Below are 23,095 nucleotides of genomic sequence, written 5' to 3' on the forward strand. Positions count from 1 at the left end.
CATTCCCGATGATTGACGCCCGCACCCAACAAGCCGACGCGCTGATCGGCGAACTGCAACGCGAACACGGCGGGCGCCTGACGGTGTTTTTGGGCGCAGCGCCTGGCGTGGGCAAGACCTACGCCATGCTGTCGCGGGCGCGCGAGCGCTTGCGACAGGGCATGGACGTAGTGGCCGGCATTGTGGAGACCCACGGGCGTAGCGAAACCGCCGCATTGCTGGACGGCTTGCCGCTGCTGCCGCGCACACGTGTCAGCTACCAAGGCCGCACGCTGGAAGAACTGGATCTGGATGCGCTGCTGGCGCGCAAGCCGCGCCTGGCACTGATCGACGAGCTGGCCCATCGCAACGTGCCCGGCAGCCGTCACGAGCGGCGATGGCAGGACATCGTCGAACTGCTCGATGCCGGCATCGATGTCTACACCACGGTCAACATCCAGCATCTGGAAAGTCTCAACGACATCGTGCTGCGCATTACCGGCGTGCGCGTGTCCGAAACGGTGCCCGATGCGGTGTTCGATCGCTTGCGCGACATCGTGCTGGTGGATCTGCCGCCACGCGAACTGATCGAGCGCCTGCAGCAGGGCAAGGTCTATCTGCCCGAACAGGCGACGCAGGCCTTGCAGGCGTTTTTTTCGCCATCCAATCTGACCGCGCTGCGCGAACTGGCGATGCAGACCGCCGCCGACCGCGTCGACAGCGATCTGCGCGATACCCAGGCCGCGCGTGGGTTGCCCGGTACCGCCGCACTGCGCCGCCGCGTGGTGGTGGCCATCGATGGACGTGGCAGCTCGGAGTATTTGGTGCGGGTGGCGCGGCGATTGTCCGAACGCCGCGATGCACCGTGGACGGTGGTGACCGTGCAGACGCGCACCGTGGCCGATGCCGGCTGGCAGTTGGAGATCGACCGCGCCTTTGCACTGACGCGTCGCCTGGGTGGCGACACCGCGTTGCTGCATGGCGCCAATGTCGCCGAGGCCTTGCTGGATTTCGCATCGCAAAACGGCATCTCGACCCTGGTGCTCGGGCGTACCCGCGAGCGTCCGTTGGCGCGCATGTTCAACCGCACCTTGACCCAGCAATTGCTGCAACGTGGCGCGCATTACGAACTGGTCATCGTCAGCTCCGCCGATGCGCGTGCACGCGCGCGTCAGCGCTGGCGCAATCCACGCCATTGGCTGCAGGGCTACGACCTGGCTTTTGCCGCCATCGCCGCCGCCGGTGCGGTGGCTGTGGCGTGGCTGTTGCAGCGCTGGACCGATATCGACGATCTGTCGATGGTGTTCATCGTCGCCGTGGTGCTGGTCGCGTCGCGCACCCGCATGGCCGCGGCGGTGATCGCAGCATTGCTGAGTTTTGTCGCCTACAACTTCTTCTTCATCGAACCGCGCTTCACCTTGCACATCAGTGCGCGCCAGGGCGTGGTGACGGTGTGTCTGTTCCTGATCGCCGCATTGGTCGCCGGGCGCCTGGCCTCGCGGCTGCGGAGCCAGGTGCTGGCACTGCGTGCGGCCAATGCGCATGCCAACGCGCTGCAGGCGCTTGGCCGCCAGCTGAGCACGGCCGCCGATCTCGGCCAGGTGTTGGAAGCCGGCCGCCGAGCATTGACCACCGCACTGGATGCCGAGGTCTGGCTGCGCCTGGAGCAACGCGAAAGCGACGCACCGGCCAGCTTCGGCGCACTCGACCGCAGCGCGGCGGAGTGGACGCAGCGGCATGGGCAACCTGCGGGCCGCTTCACCGATACGCTGGCCGGTGCGCAATGGTGGTGCCTGCCGGTACGCCACGAGCGCGGCAGCCTGGGCGTGGCGGCGCTGCGCTTCCGGCAGGCCGTGCAGCGTCCTGGCCTGGAGCAACGTCGGCTGGCCGAAGCGATGGTGGACGACATCGGCCAGGCCGCGCTGCGCACGCGGCTGGTCGCCGATCTGGAAGGCGCACGTGTAAGTGGCGAAACCGAGCGCCTGCGCTCGGCATTGCTGTCGTCCGTCTCGCACGACCTGCGCTCGCCGCTGGCCTCGATGATCGGCTCGGCCAGCAGCCTGGCCAGTTATGGCGATGCGATGGATGCGCAGGATCGCTACGCCTTGCTCGACACCATCCAGCTCGAAGGCGAGCGGCTGGATCGCTACATCCAGAACCTGCTCGACATGACCAAGCTCGGCCACACCGGGCTGACCTTGAATCGCGACTGGATCGGCGTGGACGAGTTGATCGGCTCGGCCACCCGCCGCCTGCAGCGCTACCAACCGGATGTGCGCCTGCAACTGGACCTGGCCGCCGACCTGCCGGCGATCTGGGTGCACCCGGCGCTGGTGGAACAAGCCATCTTCAACGTGCTGGAAAATGCGGCGAAGTTTTCGCCACCGGGCATGGCCGTCACCGTGCAGGCGCAGCGGCGCAGCGGCGCCTTGCAGATCGATATCGGCGACCAGGGGCCGGGCATTCCCGAAGACGAGCGCGCGCGCATCTTCGACATGTTTTACAGCGTCGAACGCGGCGACCGCGGCCGTCACGGCACCGGCCTGGGGCTGACCATCTGCCAGGGCATGATCGGCGCGCACGGTGGCAGCGTCGAGGCGCTGGCCGGGGGACATGGTCACGGCACCACGATCCGCATTACGCTGCCGTTGCTCGTTCCTGCCGCGCCACCTCGCCCCGATGCCGACTGACACCCCTGCCATCCCGCCCGCCCGCGTGCTGATCGTCGACGACGAGCCGCAGATCCGCCGTTTTCTCGATATCAGCCTGCGCGCGCAGGGATACCGCGTGCTGCAGGCCGGCACCGGCGAAGAAGGGCTGGCGCTGTTGGCCGGGCAGGGCGCCGAACTGATGGTGCTGGATATCGGCCTGCCCGATCGCGACGGCCATGAAGTGCTGCGCGAGATCCGCCAGTGGTCCAACGTGCCGGTGATCATGCTCACCGTGCGCGCCGGCGAAACCGAAAAGGTCGCCGCCCTCGATGCCGGCGCCAACGACTACGTCACCAAGCCGTTCGGCGTGCAGGAACTGATGGCGCGCATCCGCTCGCTGTTGCGTCAGGCCGGTGCCGGCACCACGGTGGAAGAAAGCGTATTCGACGATGGCCGCCTGCACATCCATCTGGGCCTGCGCGAAGTCACCCTCAATGGCGAAGCCATCCCGTTGAGTCGCAAGGAATACGCCTTGCTCGCGCTGCTGCTCAAACATGCCGGCCGCGTGGTGACGCAACCGCAATTGCTGCGCGAAGTGTGGGGCCCTACGCACGAAGAGGACACCCACTACCTGCGCATCCTGGTCGGCAAGCTACGCCAGAAACTGCACGACGACGCTGCCGACCCGCATTACATCGTCACCGAACCGGGTGTGGGGCTGCGCTTTATCGGTGTGACGCGTTGAAGCAATACCCGCACTAGGCCGGCGGCAGCACCTTGCCCGGATTCAAGATCCCATCCGGATCCAGCGCGGCCTTGATCGCGCGCATCGCCGCCAGCGTCGGTGCGCTGAAGGCCTGGGTCATGAAATCGCGCTTGGCCACGCCAATACCGTGCTCGCCGGAGAGCGTGCCTTCCAGCGACAGCACCAGCGCGAAGACCCGCGGTAATGCCGCATGCGCGCGCGCGTCTTCGTCGGCATCGTCCGGGTCGTACATGATGTTGACGTGCAGGTTGCCGTTGCCGGCATGGCCGAAGGCGACGATCGGCAGCGCGAATTCCGCCGCCAGCGCTTCCACGCCTTCAACCAGCTCCGGGATGCGCGATACCGGCACCACCACGTCTTCGTTGATCTTGCCGGGCTTGATGGTGCGCAATGCCGGGGACAACGCTCGGCGTGCCGCCCACAGTTTGTCGCGCGCGCTGCCATCGGCGGCGATGTCCAGGCTGAGCACGCCCTCGCCATCGGCGGCATCGTGCATGGCCTGCAATGCGTAAGGCAGCGTGTCGTGATCGCCATCGGCTTCGATCAACAACATTGCGCCAGCCTCGGGCACGTCGCTGCCATTGCGGCGCAGTAACGCGATCGCACTGGCATCCATGAATTCCAGCATCGTCGGCGTGGTGGGTTGCGCCATCAGCCGCGACACCGCGGCCGCAGCGCTGGCGGCATCGCGGTACAACGCGCGCAGCCCGGCTTGCGCAACTGCGCGCGGGGTCAGCTTCAAGGTCGCTTCGACGATGATCGCCAGCGTGCCTTCGCTGCCAACCAGTAAATGGGTGAGGTCGTAGCCGGTGGAATTTTTGGTGTACGCACCGCCGCAGCGGATGACATCGCCGGTGCCGGTCACTGCCACCAGGCCAAGCACGTTGTCGCGGGTGGCGCCGTATTTCACCGCGCGCGGCCCGCCGGCGTTGGTGGATAAATTTCCGCCGATGCTGCAGATCTCCGCGCTGGACGGGTCCGGCGGCCAGAACAAACCATGCGGCTGCAAGGCCTGCTGCAGATCGCCATTGAGCACGCCCGGCTGCACCACGGCGCAGCGGTCTTCCGGGCGCAATGCCACGATGCGATTCATGCGCGCCATCGACACCACCACGCCGCCGGAAAACGGCACCGCAGCGCCGGTGGTGCCGGTGCCCGCACCGCGCGCCACAATCGGCACGCCATGCGCGCGGCATGCCTGCACGATCGCCACCACATCGTCGGTATCGCGCGGCAACGCCACCGCGGCGGGCAGTGCCCAGCGATGCGAATCGTCTTCGCCATAACGGCGGCGCGCATCAGCACCGGTCAACCAGCCATCGGGTCCAAGTCGCGCGGCCAACAGCTCGGCTAGCGCGGTGGGAAGTACATCGGTCATTGCGGGTGATCCTGTGGTGCGGCGCGCTGGATGCATCGAAATCCCAGTGCGGCGACGGTGAGCGGTAGCCAGACCCAACGCAGCTCGGAGAGCAGCGTGTTCAAGCCGCGCGCATTGAAAAACCCGTTGGCGAACGGCGAGACGCGAATCGGCCGCCACGACGCGAACCAGCGCGTTTCGCTCCACGGCCAGGCCAACGCCACGCCGAGCCCGCCGGAGGTCATCGCATCCAGGATCGGGTGCGATGCGCTGCAGACAAACAGCCACACCGCTGCCTGCACGACATCCGCACGCAGGCTGCGATGTGCCACCGCGCCGAGCAGTGCGACGACGCTGGCGAACAACAACGAATGGCTGACGCCGCGGTGACCGAACGCATCGGCATACGGAACGTGCAACGCAAACGCCAGCACGTCCGCATCGGGCAACATCGCCGCCACGATGCCGGCACCGAGCAAACGCGGCGAAATGCGTCCGCGGTCGCTGGCGTACCAAAGTGCCAACGGCACTGCGGCGTGGGTCATGATGGTCGGCATCGAACGTCGTTAGTCGAACTTCTGAAGCATCAGCAATCGTCGGCGCGGAAAGCGTCGCGGATCCAGTGCAGCACCGGCGGTTCGCCGCTGGCCTCGACCACGTCGAAGCGACACGGCAGCGCTGCCAGCGCGGGGTGAGAGACAAGAAACAACTGCGCCGCCAACACCAGCTTGCGGCGCTTGCGCACATCCACCGAAGTCGCGCCGCCGCCGAAGCGGATGTCGCGGCGGTAACGCACTTCCACGAACACCAGCGCCGGCCCGTCGCGCATCACCAGATCCAGCTCGCCGCCGCGGTAGTTGGCATTGCTCACCACCAGGCGCAAGCCGGCCTGCTCCAGCATCACGCGTGCGGCCGCTTCCACTGCCGCACCACGTTGCTGGCGCGCTGCCGGCATGGCTCAGCGACCGTCGGCGATCGGCACCGGGCGGCCACCGTTGAAGGTGGACCATGCCGGGGTGCGCAGCACATTGCCGAAGCCGTCCAGATGCAAGGTGCCGGTGGCGCCGCGCAGGCCGCCGTCGGTGCCGGTGGCGAGTTTTTCCAGGTATGCGCTGATCTTCCAGGCGTCGTAGCCGAACGCGAACAGGCGTGCGGCCGGGCCGCGTGCGCTGGGCAGGGTGCTGGCGACCTGGCTGGCCGCCGGCAGGCCGGAGACGCCGAGCGCGGTCCAGGTTTCGCTGGGGTAGATGATGCCGTCCAGCGCCAGGTCGTCTTCGACCTTGCCGGTGCCGGCCACCAGCTGCGAGGTGCCCACGCGCGACTTGCCGGCAAACCCGCTCAAGGCCAGCTGCGGCGCCAGCGCGCGCGCGGTGTTGCCGCGCACCGCCAGGAACACCGCATCGGCAGTGCCGTAGTTGCGCAGCTGCGCACCGATGTCGCCCGGTGCATCGGCCACGCTGATGCTGCCGGCGACCTTGCCGCCGCGCTCGGTGAAGCGGTCGCGGAAGGCCTTGATGGTGCGCTTGCCGTTGTCGTCGCCGGTGCCCACGATCAGCACGTTGCGGCGTTCGCGCGAGAGCAGATATTCGGCGGCCATGATGCCGTCGTCTTCCGGCGCCAGCGAGAAACCCGCGCTGCCAGCGGGCGGCGCCTTGTTGTCGGTGGGGCGGTTGAGCGCCAGCACCGGCACGGCGAGCTGGCCGCGCGCGAACAACGCGCTGACTTCGTCGCGACCGAGCGGGCCGACCACGTAATCGACACCGGCGCCCACGGCTTTGTCGTAGGCGGCGTTGGCACCAGCGGCGGTGCCGGCGGTGTCGAAGAACTGCACCTCCGGGCGGCGGCGGGTTTCGGCGTAGTAGCCAGCCAGCAGCCCATCGCGCACCGGCGCGGCGGCGGTGGCCAGATTGCCGGTGAGTGGCAGCAGCACTGCCAGTTTGACCGGCGGGCGGTAACCGTCGCGCTCGGCCGGCGGACGCTTGCTGGTGTCGAAGCCCCATTGCGCATCGCGATCGAATGCGCGCGGCAACGCCAGGCCGCGGCTGATCAACGCGCGGCCGGCAAAGTTGTACAGCGGGTCGCCGGCCGGTAGCGCGGCGGTGCGGCCTTTGAGCGTGGCATCGTCCAGCGCCGCCAGCAGACGCACGATGGCGCGCTGGTTGTCGCTGCGCGGCGTGCCGGTCAGGCTGGCATCGGCGCGTGCCCGGTCGGCGGCGGCGCCAAACAGGTCGCCGGTGGCTTCCAGTGCGGCGGCGCGTGCCACCAGCCAGCGCGTCTGCAGCGGCTGGGTCAGCCCCTGCGGGCTGTCGCCTAGCGCCTGCAGCGCCTGCGCGGCCTGCTTGTCGATCACCGCCAGCTCGCCGGTGAGCAGCGCGAAGCGGGCGCGCTCTTCGCCGCTCAGATGGCGCGCGTTGACCTGCGCCAGCAGCGTGCGTGCACGGGCATCGTCGCCGGCGTCGTGCCAGCCGAATGCGGCCGCGGCCAGCAGACGGCTGCGCTGCGCACCGCTGGCACCGGCGGCTTCGGCTTCCAGCTGCTGCGCCGCTTCGCGCGGCTTGCCCTGGTCCAGCAACGCCAGCGCCGCGCTCTGCGTCGGCGAGGCAGTTTGGGTGACGCTGCTGGTGGCGCAGCCGGCCGCCAGCATGACCAGCAACGACAGGGCGGAGATCCTTGCAACACGCTTGTTCATTTCAGATCCATTGGACAGGGGCCGCCAGGGCGGTCCGTTGAAAACCGCTACGATTCTACCCTTTGCCCCGGAAGACCGCTGATGATGTCCCCTGGAACCCTGCACGTGGTCGCCACGCCGATCGGCAATCTGGCCGACCTGTCGCCGCGCGCGCAGGAGGTGTTGCGTGGCGTGGCCGCGATCTGCGCCGAAGACACCCGCCACACCCGCCAATTGCTCAGCCATTTCGGCATCGACCGCCCGCTGTTGGCCCTGCACGACCACAACGAAGAAGCCATGTCCGAGCGCATCGTGGCGCGCCTGCGCGAGGGCGAGTCGCTGGCCATCGTCAGCGACGCCGGCACCCCGCTGGTCAGCGACCCCGGCTTCAAGCTGGTGCGCGCCGCCCGCGTCGCCGGCATCAAGGTCAGCCCGGTGCCGGGCGCCTGCGCGGCGATTGCCGCGCTCAGCGTGGCCGGTCTGCCCAGCGACCGCTTCAGCTTCGAGGGGTTTTTGCCGGCCAAGAGCGCTGCGCGCCGGGAGCGCCTGGCGCACCTGGCTGGCGAGACCCGCACCCTGGTGTTTTACGAATCGGCGCACCGCATCGTCGATTCGCTGGCCGACCTGCGCTTGGCCTTCGGCGACGACCGCCCGGCGGTGATCGCCCGCGAGCTGACCAAGCTGTTCGAAACCGTGCTCGACGGCAGCCTGGCCGAGTTGCAGGCCAAGGTCGAAGCCGACGACAACCAGCGCAAGGGCGAGTTTGTGGTGATGGTGCAGGGCGCCGCCGACGCCGCCGAAGGCCAACTCGCCGAAGGCCGCCGCGTCTACGCCAAACTCGCCGAACACCTGCCGCCCTCCACCGCTGCCAAGCTCGCCGCCGAGCTGACCGGTGCGCCGCGCAAGGCGTTGTATGGCGGCTAGGGTGGTCGTCGCGAGCGCACTGTGATCTGCGATGACGCTTTCTCGGTAAGGCTGCTCGCGTCCGGGTGCGCTCCTACGGTCAATGGCAGGTTGGAAACGCTGCGCCGTTCTGGCTTGTGGGGATAGCGTAGAATGCGCCCCGGCGGAGTCGGCCAGACAGTCGCGTCACTCGCAAGGGTGCCGAGGAAAGTCCGGGCTCCATAGGGCAAGGTGCCAGGTAACGCCTGGGCGGCGCAAGCCGACGGAAAGTGCAACAGAGAGATACCGCCGAACGGTCTCGCAAGAGGCGCGTGGTAAGGGTGAAATGGTGCGGTAAGAGCGCACCGCGAGTCCGGTAACGGACCGGCACGGCAAACCCCACCTGGAGCAAGACCAAATAGGGATCCATTGGCGTGGCCCGCGCTGGATCCGGGTAGGTTGCTTGAGCGCTGCGGTGACGTAGCGCCTAGACGAATGACTGTCCACGACAGAACCCGGCTTATCGGCCGGCTCCGCCGCCTCTTTTGGGCGTAGGCCCAAAAAAGGCGCCCACGCTTCGTACCGCCTGCGGCGGTACAAAACGCGGGTCCCGCTCCGTGGCATGCCAGAACCCCGCGGCTGTCGCCGCGCCCCCTTGACTCAAGGGGGCTTGCAGTTAGGTGGTTGGTCGACGCGCTTGCGCGATGCGCTCGCTTGCCCCAATTGCGGAATGGTTAGCCGAGTGACTGGTTGAATGGCGCGTCCAGCGATTTGATGGGCATGCCAGAACCCCGCGGCCGTCGCCGCGCCCCCTTGACTCAAGGGGGCTTGCAGTTAGGTGGTTGGTCGAGGCGCTTGCGCGATGCGCTCGCTTGCCCCAATTGCGGAATGGTTAGCCGAGTGACTGGTTGAATGGCGCGTCCAGCGATTTGATGGGCATGCCAGAACCCCCGCGGCTGTCGCCGCGCCCCCTTGACTCAAGGAGGCTTGCAGTTAGGTGGTTGGTCGAGGCGCTTGCGCGATGCGCTCGCTTGCCCGTATTGGCGAGATGGCTAGCCGAATGAGCGGGTGAACAGCTCCTCCAGGGCATCGATGATGGTCTGGCCTTGGTCCTTGAGGGAGCCGGCAGGGTTGTTGAGCACTGCAAGCGGCACCGAGGTCATTTCCAGGGGTTGCAGGATGACGCGTTGGCCGGCGACGGTGAATTCCGGGGTGAAGCGAGACGGGGTCGGCGAGTGCTTGGATTTGATCACCAAGGGTACGACGACGCGACGGGGGGCGGCGTCGAAGATCTTCGACTGGACCACGACCACGTAGGGGATGTTCTTGTTCTGTCCGACGTTTGCGTAGACATCGAACTGGTCGGTCATAAGGTGGAGAACTCGTCGGCAAAGGAGCCGTGCGTGTCGGTGAAGGTCTTCCATTCGCTTGCGGCGCGCTGCAACTCCATCGCTCTGGCGCTATGGCTGTCGCGCTCTTTGGCGACGTAGTCGGCCAACAGTTCTTCGACCTTTGCCGACAGGTTGCCGGTCATCGCCCGTGCCTGTGCGGCCAGGTCCGAGTTGATGGTCAGGTTCAGCGGTTTCTTTTGCGCGGAACTGTCGTAGTAACGGCTCATGGGCGGCCTCCTGTCGTTCATGCGCACGCTATGCGCATGATTGCCCAGTGTCAACGCGTACCGAAGATGTCCAGCCGTGTTTCGCCCTGGAATGTTCCACCGGGGCCGAAGCGGCGTTCGTGGATGAAGCCGCTGCCTTCATGATCCACCGCCACGATGGTGCTGGCGCGGGTGCCGTAGCTCTGGCCGGCGATGAAGGCGGCCGAGAGCAGGCGTTCGGTGGGTAGATCGACGCCGGTGTGAGGCAGGGCATCGTCGGAAGCGACGGCGGCGTTACCGAAGGCGGTCCACAGCGGTTGCAGGTCCTCGCTGCCTGTGGCGCACCAGTCATGCAAGACCGCAGTTAGCGCAACGGTCTTGGGCCAGGGCGCGTCCAGCGGGCCGTTGGACATCCCATGGATGCCGGGAGCCAGCGTGCGTGCCAGCGGCGGGTGATTGCTGAGGTGTTCGCAGCGCTCGGCGTCGCACAGCAGCAGGTTGAATGGTGGGAACGCGTGTCCGTCCGCAGCCAGTTCCTGGACATAGGCAGTAGCGTCGGAACTGCCGGATAGATAGTCGGCAATCAGATGACCGCGCGAGCGCCCGGACATGGTGGCCATCGGGTCGCGCACGTTGGTGACCACGGCCACTCGGCCGTCGCTGCCCAGTCCGACCCAACTTCCGCCCGAGCGCAGGTCGCGCCCGGCCAGCACGCTGTCGGCAGGCGCCGCCCAGCGCGCAAGCGGTGCGGTGGGGCGTTCGTGGAATTCATCGCGGTTGCCTACCAGCAGCAGGCGCCAACGCGGGTGAGTTTTCCAGGCAAGAGCGACTAAGCACATGCCGGCGATTGTCGCCCGTCTGCGCAGTCGCAGGGTGCTGCTGGCGCAGTGTGAAGTGAGACGCGGGTCGGGTTTACGCGGCCTTCACGCCCCTGAATTTTTGTTCAATCTCAAAATCTGAGACGAAACAGCAACTTGTGGATAAGCTTTGAACAAGTCTCTAAAGAGTGCTGCAACTCATTGATGCGACTGGCGATTTGCGACCTTGAAAACTGTTGACAACCTTTGGCGCGCTGCTAAGGTGGGCATCGGAGGGAAAACCAGGTGTTTTGTGGTTTTTCGTGGTTCAATGATCCCCCAGCGGGTATTCGAGGTTGCATTCGGTGTTTCAGGGCGAGACTGCCATCACGGTGGACGACAAAGGGCGCATGGCGGTACCAACCGCGTATCGCGACCTGGTCACGCGTGTGAGCGGCAACCGCCTGGTGCTCACCTACAACCCGTTCGAAGCCGGTTGCCTGTGGCTGTATGCGGAGAAGGAGTGGGAGCGGGTGCGCGACGATGTGATGTCCAAGCCCAACACCCAGCGCGTGGTCCGCACGCTGCAGCAAAAACTGGTGGGTTCCTCTGCCGTGCTTGAGTTGGACGCCAATGGCCGTCTGAGCATTCCGGCCAGCCACCGCAACGCGGTCGGCATCGAGAAGAAGGCCGTGCTGCTTGGCATGGGCGACAAATTCGAACTCTGGAGCGAGCAGGCACATCGCGCACTGATCCAGCAGACATTGTCTGACGGGGATCTGGGCGATGAATTGCTCGATCTCAGGTTGTGAGCCGGGGTGCCCGGATGCGCGGTGAAGCGCAGCCCGGTCACCCGGTGTCGCAGCCGCCGGCGGCCCATGTGCCGGTGCTGTACACGCAGGTTCTGGATGGCCTGCAGGTGACCGAAGGCGGAACCTATCTCGATGGCACGTTCGGGCGTGGCGGACACGCACGCGGCGTGCTGGAACACCTTGGCCCGGGAGGTCGACTGCTGGTGATGGATAAGGACCCTGAAGCGATCGCGGTGGCCGAACAGACGTTCGGCGGCGATGCGCGCGTGTCCATCCATCGCGGCAGCTTCGCCGGGCTCGGTCAGGTGGTCGCCGCTGCGACCGTCGACGGCATCCTGCTCGACCTGGGCGTGTCCTCGCCGCAGCTGGACGTGGCCGGCCGCGGTTTCAGTTTCGGCAAGGACGGCCCGCTGGACATGCGCATGGATCCGGACAGCGGCCAGAGCGCTGCGCAGTGGCTGGCCCACGCCAGCGACCGCGAGATCGCCGATGTGTTGTGGACCTATGGCGAAGAGCGCCAGAGCCGCCGCATCGCGCGCGCCATCGTGGCGCGCCGCACCGAGCAGCCGTTGTTGCGCACCGCGCAGCTGGCCGACCTGATCGCCTCGGTGATGCCGCGCGGCGACAGCAAGACCCATCCGGCCACACGCAGCTTCCAGGCCATCCGCATCCACATCAACCGCGAGCTGGCCGATCTGGAAGCCGGGCTGGACGCCGCTTTGGGCGCGCTCAAGCCGGGCGGCCGGCTGGCGGTGATCAGCTTCCACTCGCTGGAAGACCGCATCGTCAAGCAGTTCATGGCCCGCTACGCCAAGGCCCCGCCGAGCAACCGCCGCCTGCCCGAAGCGCAGCCGTTCGTGCCGACGCTGCAGCTGATCAGCGGCGCGGTCAAGGCCGACGACGCCGAGTTGAACATCAACCCCCGCGCCCGCAGCGCGGTGTTGCGCGTGGCCGAGAAGCTGGGAATGGGGAATGGGGAATCGGGAATGGATAACGGCGACAGCGCTGCTCCCCGATTCCCAAATCCCGATTCCCGATTCCCGGCGTCTCCGAACGGAGACGTCCAATGAGCCGCCTGCTGCTGATTGTGCTGCTGGCCTGCAGCATCGCCTCGGCGATCGGGGTGGTGTACATGCGCCACATGCACCGCAAGCTGTTCGTGCAGTTGTCCAAGCTCGAACACACGCGTGACGAGTTGAACATCGAATTCGGCCGGCTGCAGCTGGAGCAGGCCACCTGGGCGGAAAGCAACCGTGTCGATCAGGTCGCGCGTGCGCGCATCGGGATGAAGTTCCCGGAGACCAACGACATCGTGGTGGTGCGCCCATGACGAAGTCGCACAACAGCCGTTGTGTACGGGCAAGCTGCCCGCAGGGTGGCGCACATGCATCTTCGCCCATGACACAACGGCACGACAGCCGTTTTGCACGGGCACTCCGCGCACACGGAGGTGCGCCATGAAAGCCGGTCGCAACCGCCCCCGCAGCAACTTCAATCTGCGCGGCCGGCTGACCCTGGTCGGCATCGCGCTGGGCCTGTGTTCGGTGACGTTGATCGGGCGCGCTGCATTCGTGCAGCTTGTCAACCGCGATTTCTATCAGCGCCAGGGCGAAGCGCGCTATCTGCGTGAGCTGCCGATCGCCACCTCGCGCGGCATGATCACCGACCGCAATGGCGAGCCGTTGGCGGTGTCCACGCCGGTGGAATCGATCTGGGTCAATCCGCAGGAACTGCTGCGCAACCCCGACCGCATTCCCGAGTTGGCCAAGGCGCTCGGCCAGCCGCTGGACGAGTTGAACGCCAAGCTGGCGCAGAAGGCCGGCAAGGAATTCATGTACCTGCAGCGCCGGATCAACCCGGACAAGGCGCATGCGATCGTCGAGTTGAAGATTCCGGGCGTGTTTTCGCAGCGCGAGTTCCGTCGCTTCTATCCGCAAGGCGAAGCGATGGCCCACGTGCTGGGCTTCACCAATATCGACGACCGCGGCCAGGAAGGGCTGGAGCTGGCCTTCGACGAATGGCTGCGCGGCAAGCCCGGCTCCAAGAAGGTGGTGCGCGATGCGCGCGGCGCCATCGTGGAGAGCGTGGATCTGGTGCGTCCGGCGCAGCCGGGCAAGGATCTGACGCTGAGCATCGACCGCCGCATCCAGTTCCTGGCCTACAAGGAACTGCGCAACGCGCTGGTCGAAAACAATGCCGCTGGCGGGTCGATGGTGGTGATGGATGTCGCCACCGGCGAAGTGCTGGCGATGGTCAACCTGCCGACCTACAACCCCAACTCGGTGACCGGCATCAATCCGTCGGCGCGGCGCAATCGCGCGGTCACCGATCTGGTCGAGCCGGGTTCGACGATGAAGCCGCTGACCGTGGCCACCGCACTGACTGCCGGCGTGGTGACCAAGGACACCGTCATCGATACCAACCCCGGCTATATGTCGGTGGGGCGCTTCACCATTCGCGATGTGCCGCGCAACAACGGCGTACTCAACGTCACCGGCGTGATCACCCGCAGCTCCAACATCGGTGCGGCCAAGATCGCGGCCAAGGTGCCGGACCAGACGTTCTATCAGTCGATCCGCAACTTCGGTTATGGCAGCGCGCCGCATAGCGGGTTTCCGGGAGAATCGGCCGGTGTGGTGCTGCAGCCGGCGCGCTGGAGCGGCCCGTCCAAGACCACGATGTCGTACGGCTACGGCCTGTCGGTGACGCCGCTGCAGATTGCGCAGGCGTACGCCACGCTGGGCAACGGCGGCAAGCTGACGCCGCCCACCTTCGTGCGTGGCCAGCACAACGAGACCCGTCAGGTGATCACCCCCGAGGTGGCGCGTGAGGTCATCGACATGATGGAAACCGTGGTCACCCAGGGCGGTGCCAAGGGCGCGGCGATCCTGGGCTATCACGTGGCCGGCAAGACCGGTACCGCGCGCAAGAACGGCGCCAACGGCTATGAGCGCGGGCATTACAACGCGCTGTTCGCTGGTCTGGTGCCGGCCACGCGCCCGCGCTTTGCCACCGTCATCGTCATCAACGATCCGCAGGGCAAGGTGTATTACGGCGGCCTGGTGTCGGCACCGGTGTTCCACAAGGTGATGGAAGGTGCGCTGCGGTTGATGGACGTGCCGCCGGACGATATCCAGTCGTGGCTGGCCGCGCAGGCCGCCGGCAAGACCGGTCAACCGATCGTCAAGCCGCAACCGGCAGATCTGGACCCGGCGCTGGTACCGGACCCGGTGGACGAAGTATCGGCCGGCATTCCGACCGCGATCGCACCGCCGCCAGCGCCTGCGCAGCCTGCGCCGTTGCAGGAGAGCCGTCAGTGAGCCGCGCCATGCCGCTGTCGCAGCTGCTGCCGGACCTGACCCTTGCGCGCGATGTGCAGGTGTCCGGCCTGGTGATGGATAGCCGTGCAGTGCGCCCAGGCGATGCGTTCGTGGCGATCGCCGGCTTCGGCGCGCATGGGCTGGGCTTCGTCGAGCAGGCGCGCGCCAATGGTGCGGTAGCGGTGTTGTTCGAGCCGCCCGCGCCTGCCGATCTGCCGGCGCCTGCCGACGCCATCGCCGTGCCCGGCTTGCGTGCGCGGATTGGCAGCATGGCCGATCAGTTTCATGGTCATCCGTCGCACACATTGCGGATGGTGGGCGTCACCGGCACCAACGGCAAGACCTCCACCGTGCAGTTGCTTGCGCAGGCACTGACCTTGCTCGGCACGCCCACTGGCACGCTCGGTACGCTGGGCGTCGGCCTGTATGGCAGCGCCGTCCCGACCGGTTTCACCACGCCGCTGGTGCTGTCCACGCACGCGTTGCTGGCACAGCTGCGCGATGAAGGCGCGCAAGCCGCAGCGATGGAAGTCAGCTCGCACGCGCTCGATCAGGGCCGCGTGGATGCGGTGCATTTCGACGTGGCTGTGTTCACCAATCTCACTCGCGATCATCTCGATTATCACGGCGATATGGCGCAGTACGGCGCGGCCAAGGCCAAGCTGTTCACGCGCGCTGGGTTGCAGGCTGCGGTGGTGAATCTGGACGACGCCTTCGGCCGCACGCTGCTGGCCTCGCTCGATCCTGCGCTGCGCGCGATCGGCGTGAGTTCGCGCGGACAGGCTGGCGCCACGGTGCGCGCCGACGCCCTGCAACTGGATCACAACGGCATCAGCTTCGCGCTGCGGATCGATGCCAGCGTCCACGCCGTGCATTCGGCATTGCTGGGTCGCTTCAACGTGGACAACCTGCTGGCGGTCGCCGGTGCCTTGCACGCGCTGGACCATGCGCCGGCGCAGATCGCCCAGGTGTTGGGCCAGCTGCAGCCGATCCACGGCCGCATGAATCGTCTCGGCGGCGCGCATGGCGCACCGCTGGTGGTGGTCGATTACGCACACACGCCCGACGCGCTGGAACAGGCACTGACCAGCCTGCGCTCGCATGCGCAGGACCGGCTGATCTGCGTGTTCGGTTGCGGCGGCGAACGCGACACCGGCAAGCGCCCGCAGATGGCCGCCATTGCCGAACTCAATGCCGATGTGGCGATCGTCACCGACGACAACCCGCGCGGCGAAGACGGCGATGTCATCGTTGCCGATATCGTGCGCGGCTTTGCGCGCCCGGATGCGGCCATCGTGCAGCGCGATCGCGCCGCTGCGATCCATCAGGCCATCGCCATGGCCAGCGCGTCGGACATCGTGCTGATCGCCGGCAAGGGTCACGAGCCCTACCAGGAAGTGGCCGGCGTGCAGCATGCCTTCGACGATGCAGCGGTGGCGGCGCAGGCCTTGCTGCCGCGCACCGTGCTGGGAGTGCGCGCATGAAGCTCACCCCGCTGTCGTTGATCGCGCATTGGGCTGGCGGCGAGCTGCACGGCGACGATGCCATGATCGATGCGGTCGGCAACGACACGCGCACGCTGTCCAACGGCAGCCTGTATGTGGCGCTGCGCGGCGAGCGGTTCGATGGACACGACTTCGCTGCCGATGCGCTCGCGCAGGGCGCCAGCGGTTTGCTGGTGGATCGTTTGTTGCCCACGCTGAGCGTGCCGCAGGTGTTGGTGCAGAGCACCGAGCTGGCGCTGGCACGCATTGCCGCCGGCATGCAGCGCGATCGCGCCACCCGCGTGATCGCGTTGACCGGTTCCAACGGCAAGACCAGCGTCAAGGCACTGCTGCTGTCGATCCTGACCGAAGCAGGGCGTGTCGATGGCACCACCGTCTATGCCACGCCGGGCAATCGCAATAACGAAATCGGCTTGCCGCTGGCGGTGATCGCCGCACCGGACGACGCAGATGTTGCGATCTACGAAATGGGTGCCGGCAAGCCGGGCGATATCGCCTACCTCACCGACGTCGCGCGGCCGCATGTTGCGCTGGTCAACAACATCGCGCCGGCGCACCTGGAGCGCCTGGGCAGCCTGCTCGGCGTCGCACAGACCAAGGGTGCGATCTACGCCGCGCTGCCCTCCAATGGCGTGGCGGTGATCAATGCCGACGATGCCTTCGGCGCCTGGTTCGAGCAGCAACTGCACGCGCAGCCGGTGCAGGGCCGTCGCGTGTTGCGCTATGGCCTGCAGGCCAGCGCCGATATCACCGCACGTCAGCTGCAACTGCAGGCCGATGGCGCACGGTTCACGCTGGCAACCCCGCAGGGCGAGGCGCAGATTGCGCTGCCATTGCCGGGCCGCCACAACGTGCTCAACGCATTGGCTGCGACCGGATTGGCGATGGGCGCCGGGATCGCGCTGCCGATCATCGCCGCTGGCCTGGCGCGGGCGCGCCCAGTGGCTGGCCGGCAGATCGCCCATCGTTTGCCCGGTGGCGCAGTGCTGATCGACGATAGTTACAACGCCAACCCCGGCTCGTTGGATGCGGCCATCGATGCACTGGCCGCCGCGCCTGGCGCTGGCTGGCTGGTGCTGGGCGACATGCGCGAACTCGGCGCCGAAGGCGCGGTACTGCATGCCGCGGCCGGACGTCGCGCACGCGCGGCCAAGTTGCAGCGTCTGTACGCGTTGGGCGAGCTCAGTGCCGCTGCCGCGCAGGCGTTCGGCGAGGGCGGTCGCGTGTTTGCCACACATGCGGAATTGATCGATGCATTGCACGCGGACCTGGGTGTAGCCGGGGCCGGGGAAAAGCAACAGCACGCACCAGAAAATATGCAGGGAAATGTTTTGATTCACGATCAGCAATCGCAGTCTATGGATGCCCTCCCGGGTCCCCGGTCCCCGGTCCCCGGTCCCGGCTCCACCACCCTTCTGGTAAAAGGCTCCCGCGGCAGCGCCATGGATCGCATCGTCGCCGCGCTGCTCGCACCGTCGGAGGATGCCTCCCATGCTGCTTGAGTTGGCCCGCTGGCTGCAGCAACTGGAGAGCCTGTTCGGGCTGTTCAACTATCTGACCTTCCGCGGCATTCTGGCGGCGCTGACGTCGTTGTTCCTGTCGTTGTGGATGGGCCCTGCGGTGATCCGCAAGCTGGCCCAGTTCAAGGGCGGCCAGCCGATCCGTCAGGACGGCCCGCAGACGCATTTCTCCAAGGCCGGCACGCCGACCATGGGCGGCTCGTTGATCCTGCTCACCGTCACCTTGTCGGTGTTGCTGTGGGGCGACTTGCGCAACCGTTACGTGTGGCTGGTGCTGGCGGTGATGCTCTGCTTCGGTGCGATCGGCTGGTACGACGACTGGATCAAGATCGTTCGCCGCGATCCCAATGGTCTGAAGTCGCGCTGGAAGTATCTGCTGCAGTCGATCTTCGGCCTGGCCGCCGGCCTGTTTCTGTTCTATACCGCCGACGTACCGGCGGCGATCACCTTCTACATTCCGATGTTCAAGTCGATCGCGCTGCCGCTGGCCGGCGTGAGCTTCGTGGTGATCGCTTATTTCTGGATCGTCGGCTTCTCCAACGCGGTCAACCTCACCGACGGTCTGGATGGTCTGGCGATCATGCCCACCGTGCTGGTGGCCTGCGCACTGGGCGTATTTGCGTATGCCTCGGGTAACGTGGTGTTTGCCGAATACCTGAAAATCCCGCTGATTCCCGGCGCCGGCGAGCTGATCATCATCTGCTCGGCGATCGCCGGGGCAGGGCTGGGCTTTCTGTGGTTCAACACCTATCCCGCCATGGTGTTCATGGGCGACATCGGCGCGCTGTCGTTGGGCGCGGTGCTGGGCACCATCGCGGTGATCGTGCGCCAGGAACTGGTGCTGGTGATCATGGGTGGCGTGTTCGTGATCGAAACGCTGTCGGTAATGATCCAGGTGGCCAGTTTCAAGATGACCGGCAAGCGCGTGTTCCGCATGGCGCCGATCCATCACCACTTCGAACTCAAAGGTTGGCCGGAACCGCGCGTGATCGTGCGCTTCTGGATCATTTCGGTGGTGCTGGTGCTGATCGGCCTTGCCACGTTGAAGGTGCGCTGATGAACGACATGTCCCGCCAGGCCACACGACTGGACGCCATCGGCGGCCGTTACGACCCGTGGCTGCTCGGCGCGGCGGCCACGCTCGCCTCGCTGGGCGTGGTGATGGTTGCGTCCAGTTCGATCGAACTGTCGGAGAGCCCGTTCTATTACCTCACCCGCCACCTGCTGTTTCTGGGCGTCGGTATCGGGTTGGCGTTCTGGGCCATGCGCACCGAACTCAAGACCATCGAGCAGCACAACCAGATGCTGTTGCTGGGCTGCTTTGTGATGCTGATCGTGGTGTTCGTGCCGGGCCTGGGCAGCAGCGTCAACGGCGCCAGGCGCTGGATCAACCTGGGCGTGTCGAAGTTTCAGGTCGTCGAAGCGGTCAAGGTGCTCTACATCATCTGGCTGGCCAGTTACCTGGTGCGCTTCCGCGACGAGGTCAATGCAACCTGGCAGGCAATGCTCAAGCCGGTGTTCGTGGTCGGATTTCTGGTGGCACTGCTGTTGCTGCAACCGGACTTCGGTTCGTCGATGCTGCTGTTGAGTGTCACTGCCTGCATGCTGGTGCTCGGCGGCGCCCCGATCGGGCGCATCATCCTGCCCATCCTGCTGCTGCTGCCGGCACTGGTGGCGCTGGTGATCTTCGAGCCGTACCGCATGCGGCGCGTGACCTCCTTCATGGACCCGTGGGTCGATCAGCTCGGTTCGGGGTACCAGCTGTCCAATGCGCTCATGGCGATCGGCCGTGGCGAGTGGACCGGTGTGGGCCTGGGCGCCTCGGTGCAGAAGCTCAACTATCTGCCAGAAGCGCATACCGACTTCATCTTCTCGGTGATCGCCGAAGAACTCGGCTTCATCGGCGTCTGCGGTGTGGTGTCCCTGTACGCGCTGCTGGTCGGCCGCGCGTTCTGGGTGGGCATGCGCTGCGTGGAAATGAAGCGCCATTTCTCCGGTTACGTGGCCTTCGGCATCGGGCTGTGGGTGGCGATGCAGAGCTTCGTGTCGATTGGCGTGAACCTAGGGATTCTGCCGACCAAGGGCCTGACCCTGCCGCTGATCTCGTCCGGCGGTTCGTCGGTGCTGATGACCTGCGTGGCGATGGGCCTGCTGCTACGCGTGTCCTATGAAATGGATCGCGCCGAGCGCCTGCGCAGCAAGTTGTCGCCGCAGGGCGCGGGCACTGTGCCCTCCGAGCCGGCTGAGCCGGTGGTCGATCCGGCGCCGCCTGCTTATACAGCGGGACGCAAGCCGCAGCGCGAGACCGCTGCTGCGCCTGCACCGGTGGCAGCGACGTCAACGGCAGCACCGTCGGTGGCGCCGGCATCGGCCATCCTGCGTGGCACCAGCCGCATGCAGCCGCGTGTGGAACCGACCTTCGGGAGGATCGCATGAGCGTGCATGACGCGAATCCCTCGCAAAAACCCGCGCATCCATCTGCGGGGATTCAACCTGTGATGATCCTTGCAGGCGGCACCGGTGGGCATATTTTCCCGGGTCTGGCCGTGGCCAAGGTGCTGCGCGCGCGCGGCGTGCCGGTGACCTGGCTGGGCGCCGACGGTGCGATGGAAACGCGGCTGGTGCCGCAGCACGATATCCAGATCGACACGCTGGCCATCAGCGGCCTGCGCGGCAAGGGCGTGATCAAGTTGCTTGGCGCACCGGTGCGGGTGATGCGCGCGGTACGCGCTGCCGGCTTTGTGTTGCGCAAGCGGCAGCCGCGCGCGGTGGTCAGCTTCGGCGGCTTTGCGGCCGGCCCAGGCGGCCTGGCTGCCCGCCTGCTCGGCGTGCCCTTGCTCGTGCACGAACAAAATCGCGCGCCTGGCATGACCAATAAGGTGTTGTCGCGTTTTGCGCGCCGCGTACTGACCGGTTTCCCCGGCAGTTTCGCTGGCGAAGAAGCGGTGGGTAATCCGGTGCGCGCAGAAATCGCCGCGCTTCCTGCACCGGCCGCACGCCTGGTTGGGCGGGGTGGCCCGGTACGCATGTTGGTGCTCGGCGGCAGCCAGGGCGCACGCGCATTGAATCAAGCCGTGCCGTCGGCACTGGCCGCGCTCGGGCATCCGGATGTCCAAGTGCGCCACCAGTGCGGCGAAAAACTGCGCGCCGAAGCCGAGGCTTCCTACGCGCAGGCCGGAGTGAATGCCAGCGTCGAACCGTTCATCGCCGACATGGCCGCCGCCTACGCCTGGGCCGACCTGGTGGTGTGCCGCGCCGGCGCCTCCACCCTGGCAGAGCTGTGTGCTGCCGGTGTCGGCAGCGTGCTGGTGCCCTTTGCCGCCGCCGTCGACGATCACCAGACCCGCAATGCCGAATACCTGGTCGGCGCCGACGCCGCCGTGCTGCTCAAGCAGGACGACACGTTGCCCGTGCGCCTGCAGCAGGTCTTGCAGGCCCTGCTCACCGACCCCGCGCGCCGCCTGTCGATGGCGCAAGCCGCCCGCACCCTGGCCAAGCCGGATGCCGCCGAGCGTATCGCCGACATTGTTTTGTATGAAGCCGGGACCGGGGACCGGGGACCGGGGACCGGTGGCAAGCACGATCAACGGCATGGAAGTACCGGGACCCGCGATCCGCAACGCGGGGGGCGTGAACAACAGAATCCACAGCAGACAGGTATGCACGCAGATAATCATCATGGGCAGGCGCAACGCGCTGCCGCTGCTTCGCTCTTCCCGGGTCCCGGGTCCCGGGTCCCCGGTCCCGCCACCTCCATCGGAGGTGCCCAGTGATCCGCCGTCTGCAGGACAGTGGCGATCTGGTCCGCGCATTTCCGCGCGTGCACTTCGTCGGCATCGGCGGCACCGGCATGAGCGGCATTGCCGAGGTCATGCTGACGCTGGGCTATGAAGTGTCCGGCTCGGACAACGCCGACAATGCAGCCACCCGCCGCCTGGCCAAGCTCGGTGCGCGCGTGATGCGCGGCCACTCGGCCGCCAACGTGCTCGGCACCGATTGCGTTGTGGTGTCCAGCGCGATCCGCGAAGACAACCCCGAGCTGATGGAAGCGCGCAGCCAGCGCATTCCGATCATGCCGCGTGCGGCGATGCTGGCCGAGCTGATGCGCTTCCGCCGCGGCATTGCAGTCGCCGGCACGCACGGCAAGACCACCACCACCAGCCTGGCCGCGGCCGTGCTGAGCGAAGGTGGCCTGGACCCGACCTTCGTCATCGGCGGGCAACTGCTGGCGGCCGGCGCCAATGCCAAGCTCGGCGGCGGCCAGTGGCTGGTGGCCGAAGCCGATGAAAGCGATGGCAGCTTCCTGCGTCTGAATCCGTTGATGGCGGTGATCACCAACATCGACTCGGATCACCTGGAAAACTACGGCAACGATTTCTCGCGCATCCAGGCGGCATTCGCAGAATTCCTGCAGCGCCTGCCGTTCTACGGCCTGGCCCTGCTGTGCATCGACGACCCGGAAGTGGCCGCGCTGGCCGGCAAGACGCCGCGCCATGTGATGAGCTACGGCATGAGCGAAAACGCCGACGTGCGCGCCGAAGATGTAGTGCAGGACGGCCCGCGCATGCGCTTCACCTTGCGCCTGCCCGAAGGCTCCACCACGCCGGTGACGCTGGCCTTGCCGGGCCGTCACAACGTGCTCAACGCATTGGCCGCTGCCGCGATCGGTTGGCAGCTCGGCGTGGAGCCGCAGACCATTGCGCGCGCGCTGGAAAACTTTGCGGGCATCGGCCGGCGTTTCAACGATCTGGGCGAAGTCACCACCAGCACCGGTGCGCGCGTGCGGGTGGTCGACGATTACGGCCACCATCCCCGCGAGCTGGAAGCGGTGTTCGCCGCCGCCCGCGGTGGCTGGCCGGACAAGCGCCTGGTCGTCGCATTCCAGCCGCACCGCTACAGCCGTACCCGCGATCAGTTCGACGCATTCGCCGCCGTGCTCAGCACCGTCGATGCATTGGTGTTGAGCGAAGTCTATCCGGCCGGCGAAGCGCCGATTCCCGGTGCAGACTCGCGTGCCCTGGCGCGTGCCATCCGTGCGCGCGGCCGTAGCGAGCCGGTCGTGGTCGGGCAGATTGCCGGCCTGGCCGAAGTGTTGCCGGACGTGCTGCAGGACGGCGATCTGCTGTTGATGATGGGGGCCGGCGACATCGGTTATGTGGCCCAGCACATCATCCATCACGGCTTTGTCGGAGAGCAGGCATGAGCGCGTCCTCTATCGGGACCCGGGACCCGGGAACCGGG

The 23,095-nt window shown here is 66.7% G+C and carries 20 protein-coding genes and 1 other RNA gene; 14 read left to right on the forward strand and 7 right to left on the reverse strand.

What is annotated here, in order from left to right; translation table 11 throughout:
* Nucleotides 1-8 precede the first annotated feature (8 nt).
* Together XdyCFBP7245_RS11840 and XdyCFBP7245_RS11845 are read left to right on the forward strand one after the other, a co-directional pair.
* On the forward strand, nt 9-2,669 hold the full coding sequence (locus XdyCFBP7245_RS11840) for a sensor histidine kinase (RefSeq protein ID WP_104615826.1): 2,661 nt from the start codon (nt 9-11) through the stop codon (nt 2,667-2,669).
* Entirely contained in the window at nt 2,659-3,375 is a 717-nt protein-coding gene (locus tag XdyCFBP7245_RS11845; protein ID WP_104615827.1) for a response regulator, read from the forward strand. Before XdyCFBP7245_RS11840 ends, XdyCFBP7245_RS11845 begins: the two co-directional genes overlap by 11 nt.
* Nucleotides 3,376-3,388: 13 nt before the next feature.
* Here XdyCFBP7245_RS11845 and XdyCFBP7245_RS11850 read toward each other — a convergent pair whose 3' ends face one another.
* The 4 genes from XdyCFBP7245_RS11850 to XdyCFBP7245_RS11865 are packed head-to-tail and all read right to left on the reverse strand — an operon-like array spanning nt 3,389 to nt 7,442.
* Entirely contained in the window at nt 3,389-4,774 is a 1,386-nt protein-coding gene (locus XdyCFBP7245_RS11850; RefSeq protein ID WP_104615828.1) for an FAD-binding oxidoreductase, read from the reverse strand.
* On the reverse strand, nt 4,771-5,310 hold the full coding sequence (locus XdyCFBP7245_RS11855) for a metal-dependent hydrolase (RefSeq protein ID WP_104615829.1): 540 nt from the start codon (nt 5,308-5,310) through the stop codon (nt 4,771-4,773). The genes XdyCFBP7245_RS11850 and XdyCFBP7245_RS11855 overlap by 4 nt, the downstream gene beginning before the upstream one ends.
* 29 nt (nt 5,311-5,339) lie before the next feature.
* Nucleotides 5,340-5,708, reverse strand: coding sequence for a YraN family protein (locus tag XdyCFBP7245_RS11860; RefSeq protein WP_104615830.1), 369 nt, complete (start codon nt 5,706-5,708; stop codon nt 5,340-5,342).
* Nucleotides 5,709-5,711: 3 nt separating this feature from the next.
* Complete coding sequence (locus tag XdyCFBP7245_RS11865) at nt 5,712-7,442, reverse strand: penicillin-binding protein activator (protein WP_104615831.1); 1,731 nt, start codon at nt 7,440-7,442, stop codon at nt 5,712-5,714.
* Between the two features lie 81 nt (nt 7,443-7,523).
* Here XdyCFBP7245_RS11865 and rsmI point away from each other — a divergent pair, with 81 nt between their 5' ends.
* Nucleotides 7,524-8,345 (forward strand): 16S rRNA (cytidine(1402)-2'-O)-methyltransferase, encoded by an 822-nt coding sequence (rsmI, locus tag XdyCFBP7245_RS11870; RefSeq protein WP_104615832.1) that lies wholly within the window; start codon nt 7,524-7,526, stop codon nt 8,343-8,345.
* Between the two features lie 144 nt (nt 8,346-8,489).
* An RNA gene (rnpB, locus tag XdyCFBP7245_RS11875) (RNase P RNA component class A) lies at nt 8,490-8,842 on the forward strand.
* Between the two features lie 513 nt (nt 8,843-9,355).
* Here the strand turns inward: rnpB and XdyCFBP7245_RS11880 are convergent.
* Genes XdyCFBP7245_RS11880 through XdyCFBP7245_RS11890 form a run of 3 tightly spaced genes read right to left on the reverse strand, consistent with a single transcriptional unit; the run spans nt 9,356 to nt 10,739 of the window.
* A complete protein-coding gene (locus XdyCFBP7245_RS11880; protein ID WP_104615833.1) occupies nt 9,356-9,673 on the reverse strand; it encodes a CcdB family protein in 318 nt (105 codons plus the stop codon).
* Nucleotides 9,670-9,921, reverse strand: coding sequence for a type II toxin-antitoxin system CcdA family antitoxin (locus XdyCFBP7245_RS11885; protein WP_170068622.1), 252 nt, complete (start codon nt 9,919-9,921; stop codon nt 9,670-9,672). The genes XdyCFBP7245_RS11880 and XdyCFBP7245_RS11885 overlap by 4 nt, the downstream gene beginning before the upstream one ends.
* A 50-nt stretch (nt 9,922-9,971) precedes the next feature.
* Nucleotides 9,972-10,739, reverse strand: a complete 768-nt coding sequence (locus tag XdyCFBP7245_RS11890; RefSeq protein WP_104615835.1) for an NRDE family protein — start codon at nt 10,737-10,739, stop codon at nt 9,972-9,974.
* 314 nt (nt 10,740-11,053) lie between these two features.
* Here XdyCFBP7245_RS11890 and mraZ point away from each other — a divergent pair, with 314 nt between their 5' ends.
* The 10 genes from mraZ (at nt 11,054) to murC (ending at nt 23,057) form a co-directional block, all read left to right on the forward strand.
* Complete coding sequence (gene mraZ, locus XdyCFBP7245_RS11895; protein ID WP_010367651.1) at nt 11,054-11,509, forward strand: division/cell wall cluster transcriptional repressor MraZ; 456 nt, start codon at nt 11,054-11,056, stop codon at nt 11,507-11,509.
* A 14-nt stretch (nt 11,510-11,523) separates the two neighbouring features.
* On the forward strand, nt 11,524-12,579 hold the full coding sequence (gene rsmH / locus XdyCFBP7245_RS11900; protein WP_170068623.1) for a 16S rRNA (cytosine(1402)-N(4))-methyltransferase RsmH: 1,056 nt from the start codon (nt 11,524-11,526) through the stop codon (nt 12,577-12,579).
* Nucleotides 12,576-12,839, forward strand: coding sequence for a cell division protein FtsL (gene ftsL / locus XdyCFBP7245_RS11905; RefSeq protein ID WP_005991913.1), 264 nt, complete (start codon nt 12,576-12,578; stop codon nt 12,837-12,839). Before rsmH ends, ftsL begins: the two co-directional genes overlap by 4 nt.
* Before the next feature lie 127 nt (nt 12,840-12,966).
* A complete protein-coding gene (locus XdyCFBP7245_RS11910) occupies nt 12,967-14,829 on the forward strand; it encodes a peptidoglycan D,D-transpeptidase FtsI family protein (RefSeq protein ID WP_104615836.1) in 1,863 nt (620 codons plus the stop codon).
* An 8-nt stretch (nt 14,830-14,837) separates the two neighbouring features.
* Nucleotides 14,838-16,313: a UDP-N-acetylmuramoyl-L-alanyl-D-glutamate--2,6-diaminopimelate ligase gene (locus tag XdyCFBP7245_RS11915; RefSeq protein WP_211287687.1), complete on the forward strand. Its 1,476-nt coding sequence runs from the start codon at nt 14,838-14,840 to the stop codon at nt 16,311-16,313.
* A complete protein-coding gene (locus tag XdyCFBP7245_RS11920) occupies nt 16,310-17,836 on the forward strand; it encodes a UDP-N-acetylmuramoyl-tripeptide--D-alanyl-D-alanine ligase (RefSeq protein WP_104615838.1) in 1,527 nt (508 codons plus the stop codon). Before XdyCFBP7245_RS11915 ends, XdyCFBP7245_RS11920 begins: the two co-directional genes overlap by 4 nt.
* Nucleotides 17,826-18,911, forward strand: coding sequence for a phospho-N-acetylmuramoyl-pentapeptide-transferase (mraY, locus tag XdyCFBP7245_RS11925; RefSeq protein WP_104615839.1), 1,086 nt, complete (start codon nt 17,826-17,828; stop codon nt 18,909-18,911). The genes XdyCFBP7245_RS11920 and mraY overlap by 11 nt, the downstream gene beginning before the upstream one ends.
* On the forward strand, nt 18,911-20,290 hold the full coding sequence (gene ftsW / locus XdyCFBP7245_RS11930) for a putative lipid II flippase FtsW (RefSeq protein ID WP_104615840.1): 1,380 nt from the start codon (nt 18,911-18,913) through the stop codon (nt 20,288-20,290). Before mraY ends, ftsW begins: the two co-directional genes overlap by 1 nt.
* A complete protein-coding gene (murG, locus tag XdyCFBP7245_RS11935) occupies nt 20,287-21,627 on the forward strand; it encodes an undecaprenyldiphospho-muramoylpentapeptide beta-N-acetylglucosaminyltransferase (RefSeq protein ID WP_104615841.1) in 1,341 nt (446 codons plus the stop codon). The genes ftsW and murG overlap by 4 nt, the downstream gene beginning before the upstream one ends.
* Nucleotides 21,624-23,057, forward strand: a complete 1,434-nt coding sequence (gene murC, locus XdyCFBP7245_RS11940; RefSeq protein WP_104615842.1) for a UDP-N-acetylmuramate--L-alanine ligase — start codon at nt 21,624-21,626, stop codon at nt 23,055-23,057. Before murG ends, murC begins: the two co-directional genes overlap by 4 nt.
* Nucleotides 23,058-23,095: the final 38 nt, after the last annotated feature.

The organism is Xanthomonas dyei (assembly GCF_002939865.1).
Classification (GTDB): domain Bacteria; phylum Pseudomonadota; class Gammaproteobacteria; order Xanthomonadales; family Xanthomonadaceae; genus Xanthomonas; species Xanthomonas dyei.

Excerpts from the sequence above, each read along its gene's own strand:
- XdyCFBP7245_RS11880 (WP_104615833.1), bottom strand. The coding sequence starts at position 9,673 with ATGACCGACCAGTTCGATGTCTACGCAAACGTCGGACAGAACAAGAAC.
- XdyCFBP7245_RS11850 (WP_104615828.1), bottom strand. The coding sequence starts at position 4,774 with ATGACCGATGTACTTCCCACCGCGCTAGCCGAGCTGTTGGCCGCGCGA.
- rsmI (WP_104615832.1), top strand. The coding sequence starts at position 7,524 with ATGATGTCCCCTGGAACCCTGCACGTGGTCGCCACGCCGATCGGCAAT.
- XdyCFBP7245_RS11890 (WP_104615835.1), bottom strand. The coding sequence starts at position 10,739 with ATGTGCTTAGTCGCTCTTGCCTGGAAAACTCACCCGCGTTGGCGCCTG.
- XdyCFBP7245_RS11860 (WP_104615830.1), bottom strand. The coding sequence starts at position 5,708 with ATGCCGGCAGCGCGCCAGCAACGTGGTGCGGCAGTGGAAGCGGCCGCA.
- XdyCFBP7245_RS11865 (WP_104615831.1), bottom strand. The coding sequence starts at position 7,442 with ATGAACAAGCGTGTTGCAAGGATCTCCGCCCTGTCGTTGCTGGTCATG.
- XdyCFBP7245_RS11915 (WP_211287687.1), top strand. The coding sequence starts at position 14,838 with ATGCCGCTGTCGCAGCTGCTGCCGGACCTGACCCTTGCGCGCGATGTG.
- murG (WP_104615841.1), top strand. The coding sequence starts at position 20,287 with ATGAGCGTGCATGACGCGAATCCCTCGCAAAAACCCGCGCATCCATCT.
- XdyCFBP7245_RS11855 (WP_104615829.1), bottom strand. The coding sequence starts at position 5,310 with ATGCCGACCATCATGACCCACGCCGCAGTGCCGTTGGCACTTTGGTAC.
- mraY (WP_104615839.1), top strand. The coding sequence starts at position 17,826 with ATGCTGCTTGAGTTGGCCCGCTGGCTGCAGCAACTGGAGAGCCTGTTC.
- XdyCFBP7245_RS11845 (WP_104615827.1), top strand. The coding sequence starts at position 2,659 with ATGCCGACTGACACCCCTGCCATCCCGCCCGCCCGCGTGCTGATCGTC.
- XdyCFBP7245_RS11920 (WP_104615838.1), top strand. The coding sequence starts at position 16,310 with ATGAAGCTCACCCCGCTGTCGTTGATCGCGCATTGGGCTGGCGGCGAG.
- ftsW (WP_104615840.1), top strand. The coding sequence starts at position 18,911 with ATGAACGACATGTCCCGCCAGGCCACACGACTGGACGCCATCGGCGGC.
- ftsL (WP_005991913.1), top strand. The coding sequence starts at position 12,576 with ATGAGCCGCCTGCTGCTGATTGTGCTGCTGGCCTGCAGCATCGCCTCG.
- XdyCFBP7245_RS11840 (WP_104615826.1), top strand. The coding sequence starts at position 9 with ATGATTGACGCCCGCACCCAACAAGCCGACGCGCTGATCGGCGAACTG.
- XdyCFBP7245_RS11885 (WP_170068622.1), bottom strand. The coding sequence starts at position 9,921 with ATGAGCCGTTACTACGACAGTTCCGCGCAAAAGAAACCGCTGAACCTG.
- rsmH (WP_170068623.1), top strand. The coding sequence starts at position 11,524 with ATGCGCGGTGAAGCGCAGCCCGGTCACCCGGTGTCGCAGCCGCCGGCG.
- XdyCFBP7245_RS11910 (WP_104615836.1), top strand. The coding sequence starts at position 12,967 with ATGAAAGCCGGTCGCAACCGCCCCCGCAGCAACTTCAATCTGCGCGGC.